The sequence below is a fragment of the Mycobacterium sp. genome (genome assembly GCF_049281135.1).
Lineage (GTDB): Bacteria > Actinomycetota > Actinomycetes > Mycobacteriales > Mycobacteriaceae > Mycobacterium.
On sequence record NZ_JBAPRN010000522.1, the window covers coordinates 1 to 5,256 of the forward strand.

Sequence of the window (5,256 nt, forward strand, 5' to 3'; positions counted from 1 at the left end):
GCCGCAAACAGCGCTGCGCCTGCGCACGATTTCGCGAGCTCAGCCCCCGTCCGGTAGCCTGTGACGGTTGCCGACGCAGGCGACCCTCCTGCCACGGAGAAATGAGCCGTGGCCGCACACGACCATAGGAGGTGATGAGGTTCCCATGCGTCCATACGAATTAATGGTCATCCTCGACCCCACCCTCGACGAGCGCACCGTAGCTCCGTCGCTGGAGACTTTCCTCAACGTTGTCCGCAAGGACGGCGGCACTGTGGAGAAGGTCGACATCTGGGGCAAGCGCCGGCTGGCATACGAGATCCTCAAGCATGCCGAGGGCATCTATGCGGTGATCGATCTGAAAGCCGCTCCCGCCACGGTGTCCGAGCTCGACCGTCAGCTCAGCCTGAACGAGTCGGTGCTACGCACCAAGGTGATGCGCACCGACAAGCACTAGTCGACAGGAGCCTGTGGGCGAATGACCGCGACGCGTCGTGGTCGTTGCGTAGGCTCTCTGCGACAGCATGCTCGTGACCACCAACCGCCGATTCACGGCGGAGCCAGGAGGACATTGTGGCTGGTGACACCGTCATCACAGTCATCGGAAACCTGACCGCGGACCCCGAACTGCGGTTCACGCCGTCGGGCGCGGCCGTCGCGAACTTCACCGTCGCGTCGACGCCCCGCATGTTCGACCGCCAGACCAACGAGTGGAAGGACGGCGAAGCGCTGTTCCTCCGTTGCAACATCTGGCGGGAGGCTGCCGAGAACGTCGCCGAGAGCCTGACCCGCGGCTCGCGCGTGATCGTGAGCGGACGGCTCAAGCAGCGTTCGTTCGAGACCCGTGAGGGCGAGAAGCGCACCGTGGTCGAGCTCGAGGTCGACGAGATCGGCCCGAGCCTGAAGTACGCCACGGCCAAGGTGAACAAGGCCAGCCGCAGCGGCGGTGGCGGCGGTGGTTTCGGTGGTGGCGGCGGCGGGGGCTCCCGCCAGCCGGCCCAGAGTGGTGGCGGCAGCGCGGCCAGCGAAGACCCGTGGGGCAGTGCCCCCGCATCGGGTTCGTTCGCCGGCGGCGACGACGAGCCCCCCTTCTAACAACTTTTCAACGACAGAACGAAAGAGATTCAAGATGGCGAAGTCCACCAAGCGGCGCCCGGCGCCGGAAAAGCCGATCAAGGCGCGCAAGTGCGTGTTCTGCTCCAAAAAGGGCCAGGACATCGATTACAAGGACACCCAGTTGCTGCGTACGTACATCAGCGAGCGCGGCAAGATCCGTGCCCGCCGCGTCACCGGCAACTGCGTCCAGCACCAGCGCGACGTTGCGATCGCGGTCAAGAACGCCCGCGAGGTGGCGTTGCTGCCCTTCACCTCCTCGACGCGGTAACCGCGACACGTAGAACGGAATCAGCGAAACAATGAAGCTCATCTTGACCGCCGACGTCGACCACCTCGGCGGCGTCGGCGACACCGTCGAGGTCAAAGACGGCTACGGCCGCAACTTCCTGCTTCCACGTGGCCTGGCGATCGTCGCGTCGCGCGGCGCCCAGAAGCAGGCGGACGACATCCGTCGTGCCCGCGAGACCAAGCAGGTGCGCGACCTCGAGCACGCCAACGAAATCAAAGCCGCGATCGAGGGCCTGGGCGCCGTCGCGCTGCCCGTGAAGGCCGCCGGCGACTCGGGCAAGCTGTTCGGCTCGGTGACCGCCGGCGCCGTCGTCACGGCGATCCGCAAGGCCGGCGGACCCAACCTCGACAAGCGCGTCGTCCGATTACCCAAGGGCCACATCAAGGCGATCGGCAGCCACCCGATCACGCTGCACGTGCACCCCGACGTCGACGTGAAAGTCGCACTCGACGTCGTCGCAGACGCCTAACGGTCGATACCTAGATACCCCCCGGTGGCAGCGAAACAGCTGCCCCCGGGGGTATTGCTATTTGCATAGCGAACTCATATCCCTCAGCTACCCATAGCGAACGTTACCGTCCGTTAACGCCGGTAATCATTGGGTGAAACACAACACGCCCGAAGTGGCAACCCGCCACGACACGCCGAAGAGATTCCCATCCACACAAAGCATGCGGGTGTGTGGTGCGCTTATCTGCAGTGATGTCGCAACGGCGCATATTGCTCCACAAGTTCTCCACACCCCCTCAACACGGGCGCAGACGGATATGCACACACGATGCACAGGTCTATGAACAACCTCGTTTGGCGTCCTCGCCAGCAACCTTTAACGTCGACCCGTCGCAAGGTGATGCTGGCGTTCGAAGACCGATTACACAACCCACGGTGGGAGTCCCGCCGATCGTGGGTCACGTCGGTCACGAGGGCGGAGGCCGTCGATGCGCCCGGGTGGGGGGACCTCCGAACTTCGGGGGTGAGTCGGGTGGTCGGGTTGAGTCGGGCGGTGTCGGTGGCGTGACCTAACGTCTAGCCACCGGTGTCGAATGTGCGTTCGAACGCTGGGTGGGAGGAGCGGGAGTGTATGGCGGTCGTTGACGATCTGGGACGCCCGGGCACGGATGCGCCAAGCGAGGACTACGGGCGTCAGCCCCCGCAAGACCTCGCGGCCGAGCAGTCAGTACTGGGCGGCATGTTGCTCAGCAAGGACGCGATCGCCGATGTGCTGGAAAAACTGCGGCCCGGTGACTTCTATCGGCCCGCGCACCAGAACATCTACGACGCCATCCTGGATCTGTATGGGCGCGGGGAGCCGGCCGACGCGGTGACGGTGGCCGCCGAGCTGGACCGCCGCGGGCTGCTGCGCCGGATAGGTGGGGCGCCGTATGTGCACACCTTGATCTCCACGGTGCCGACTGCCGCCAACGCGGGCTACTACGCGGAGATCGTCGCCGAGAAGGCGCTGCTGCGCCGGCTGGTGGAAGCGGGCACCCGGGTGGTGCAGTACGGCTACGCCGGTGCCGAGGGCGCCGATGTCGCCGAGGTCGTCGACCGGGCGCAGGCCGAGATGTATGAGGTCACCGAGCGACGGCTGTCCGAAGACTTCGTTCCGTTGGAAGACCTGCTGCAGCCGACGATGGATGAGATCGACGCCATCGCTTCCAACGGCGGCATTGCTCGCGGCGTGCCGACAGGGTTCACCGAACTCGACGAGGTGACCAACGGTCTGCATGCCGGTCAGATGGTCATCGTCGCGGCCAGGCCTGGAGTCGGGAAGGCGCTGGCTCTGGACACACCGCTGCCCACGCCGGACGGCTGGACGACGATGGGTGAGGTTGCGGTCGGTGACGAGCTACTTGGCGCCGATGGAAAGCCGACGAGGGTAGTTGCCGCGACGGAGATCATGTTGGGCCGGCCGTGCTTCGAGGTGGAGTTCTCTGACGGCACAGTGATCGTCGCCGATGCCGAGCATCAGTGGCCAACAGCTTTTGGCGTTCGCACCACCGGACAATTGCTGGGCGGCCTGGACACCATCTCCGCTGCGGGGTCCATGGGGCGCAATGGGATGCGCACGGGCGCCACCGCCTTGATAGCTCCGGTGCTGCAAGTGGACGCCGTGCACCCGGTCAGCAGTGTTCCGGTGCGCTGCGTGCAGGTGGACAACGCGGCGCACCTGTATTTGGCCGGCCGAGGCATGGTCCCGACCCACAACTCGACGCTGGGACTGGATTTCATGCGGTCGTGCTCGATCAAGCACCGGATGGCCAGCGTGATCTTCTCGCTGGAAATGAGCAAGTCCGAGATCGTGATGCGGCTGCTGTCCGCTGAGGCCAAGATCAAGCTGGGCGACATGCGCTCGGGCCGGATGAGCGACGACGACTGGACGCGGCTGGCCCGGCGGATGAGCGAAATCAGCGAGGCGCCACTGTATATCGACGATTCGCCGAACCTGACGATGATGGAGATCCGCGCCAAGGCGCGGCGGCTGAAGCAGCGGGCCGATCTGCGCCTGGTCGTCGTCGACTACCTGCAGCTGATGACCTCAGGCAAGAAGGTCGAGTCGCGGCAGATCGAGGTGTCCGAATTCTCAAGGCAGCTCAAGCTTTTAGCCAAGGAGCTGGAAGTCCCGGTGGTGGCGATCAGCCAGCTGAACCGTGGCCCCGAGCAGCGCACCGACAAGAAGCCGATGCTGTCAGACCTTCGTGAGTCGGGATCGCTAGAACAGGATGCGGACATGGTCATTCTGTTGAACCGGCCCGACGCATTCGAGCGTGACGATCCGCGCGGCGGTGAGGCGGACTTGATTCTGGCCAAACACCGTAACGGTCCGACCAAGACGGTGACCGTCGCGCACCAGCTGCACCTGTCGCGCTTCGCCAACATGGCGCGGTAGTAGTAGTAGCATCTGTTGTAGTAGTTGTTGTAGGTGTCGAGATGCAGCGAAGATTGACAGACGCAGAGCTGTGTTTAACAACGAACGCTAAGTTAGCAACGATATTCTGCTGCTGCGCAGGCCCTCAATCGTGACGCCCGATCATTCAGGATTGTCCGATAGCGCAAATACCTGACGCATGGTCTCGATGTCTTGCTGGTCACCGGTGAAAGAGATGCGGCCCACCGCAGCCATCCGCGCGGCGCACGTTTCTCCCAGTCGCGTGGTGACCAGATCCGCGGCGCTGGCAGAAACCGTCACAGCAGGCTCCCCGCGGGCAGCGGCCAAGCGGCCGCCAGTGATTGCGAATTCAAAACGGCGGCCATCGATCTCGACGCGGTAACTAGCTTCGAGGTCGGCTGCGTTAGAAGGATTGAAAGCCAACACAATGCCAGCCAGGAACCCGTTGAGCGGCGACACCGGAGCATCATCGACCGGGTCCAACCGATCCAGGCCGAACCATGCGACCGCTTGCAGGATGGGCAACACCCTCTCCCATCCCTCGTCGCTGAGCGTGTACACCGTGCGTCCGATCGGGGCAGGCAGATCGGTGCGTTCGACCAAGCCGACCTCATGCAGGGCCTTGAGTCGCTCGGCGAGCAGATTGGTGGCAATGCCAGGCAGCTCAACGCGCAGATCGCCGTAGCGGCGGGCCCCACCGACCAGCTCCCGCAAGATCAGCAGCGTCCACCGCTCACCCAGAACGTCCAGCGCCCGGGCAATCGGACAGTTCTGGTTGTAGTTCCGCGTTTGCATAACCCCAGTTTACCAGCCCCGGACGCCTTTCATGTCTAATAACTTGAGGTATCAATCTATGTGCTTTACTATCTTGTCTATGACTCGACACCGTCGCTTTCCTCTGTTGCGTGATCATCCGGTAGCCGCTTTGGCGGTGATCTGTTTCAGCGTGTTCGTCACCAGCGTCGACACCACGATCGTCAAC

General features: G+C 63.8%; 6 protein-coding genes. 5 read left to right on the plus strand and 1 reads right to left on the minus strand.

The genetic code is table 11. From position 1 onward, the window contains the following. The first annotated feature begins 145 nt into the window (after window positions 1-145). From rpsF to dnaB, 5 genes are all read left to right on the plus strand, one after another. The gene (gene rpsF, locus WAN02_RS20725) at window positions 146-436 is read left to right on the plus strand and encodes a 30S ribosomal protein S6 (RefSeq protein ID WP_325686250.1); all 291 of its coding nucleotides are present in this window, start codon (window positions 146-148) and stop codon (window positions 434-436) included. 116 nt (window positions 437-552) lie between these two features. Then, window positions 553-1,074, plus strand: a complete 522-nt coding sequence (locus WAN02_RS20730) for a single-stranded DNA-binding protein (protein WP_422266100.1) — start codon at window positions 553-555, stop codon at window positions 1,072-1,074. A gap of 34 nt (window positions 1,075-1,108) precedes the next feature. After that, window positions 1,109-1,363 carry a 30S ribosomal protein S18 gene (gene rpsR / locus WAN02_RS20735; RefSeq protein ID WP_325686246.1) on the plus strand — a complete coding sequence of 85 codons (255 nt, stop codon included), beginning with the start codon at window positions 1,109-1,111 and terminating at the stop codon, window positions 1,361-1,363. A 31-nt stretch (window positions 1,364-1,394) separates the two neighbouring features. Beyond that, window positions 1,395-1,853: a 50S ribosomal protein L9 gene (rplI, locus tag WAN02_RS20740; protein WP_422266101.1), complete on the plus strand. Its 459-nt coding sequence runs from the start codon at window positions 1,395-1,397 to the stop codon at window positions 1,851-1,853. 612 nt (window positions 1,854-2,465) lie between these two features. Further along, on the plus strand, window positions 2,466-4,274 hold the full coding sequence (gene dnaB, locus WAN02_RS20745; protein WP_422266102.1) for a replicative DNA helicase: 1,809 nt from the start codon (window positions 2,466-2,468) through the stop codon (window positions 4,272-4,274). 141 nt (window positions 4,275-4,415) lie between these two features. Here the strand turns inward: dnaB and WAN02_RS20750 are convergent, their stop codons facing one another. Continuing rightward, window positions 4,416-5,069 (minus strand): winged helix-turn-helix transcriptional regulator, encoded by a 654-nt coding sequence (locus tag WAN02_RS20750; protein ID WP_422266103.1) that lies wholly within the window; start codon window positions 5,067-5,069, stop codon window positions 4,416-4,418. Between the last annotated feature and the right edge of the window lie 187 nt (window positions 5,070-5,256).

What these genes read in the sequence shown, in the direction of transcription:
- WAN02_RS20750 (WP_422266103.1), bottom strand. Translation starts at nt 5,069, where the DNA reads ATGCAAACGCGGAACTACAACCAGAACTGTCCGATTGCCCGGGCGCTG.
- rplI (WP_422266101.1), top strand. Translation starts at nt 1,395, where the DNA reads ATGAAGCTCATCTTGACCGCCGACGTCGACCACCTCGGCGGCGTCGGC.
- dnaB (WP_422266102.1), top strand. Translation starts at nt 2,466, where the DNA reads ATGGCGGTCGTTGACGATCTGGGACGCCCGGGCACGGATGCGCCAAGC.
- rpsF (WP_325686250.1), top strand. Translation starts at nt 146, where the DNA reads ATGCGTCCATACGAATTAATGGTCATCCTCGACCCCACCCTCGACGAG.
- rpsR (WP_325686246.1), top strand. Translation starts at nt 1,109, where the DNA reads ATGGCGAAGTCCACCAAGCGGCGCCCGGCGCCGGAAAAGCCGATCAAG.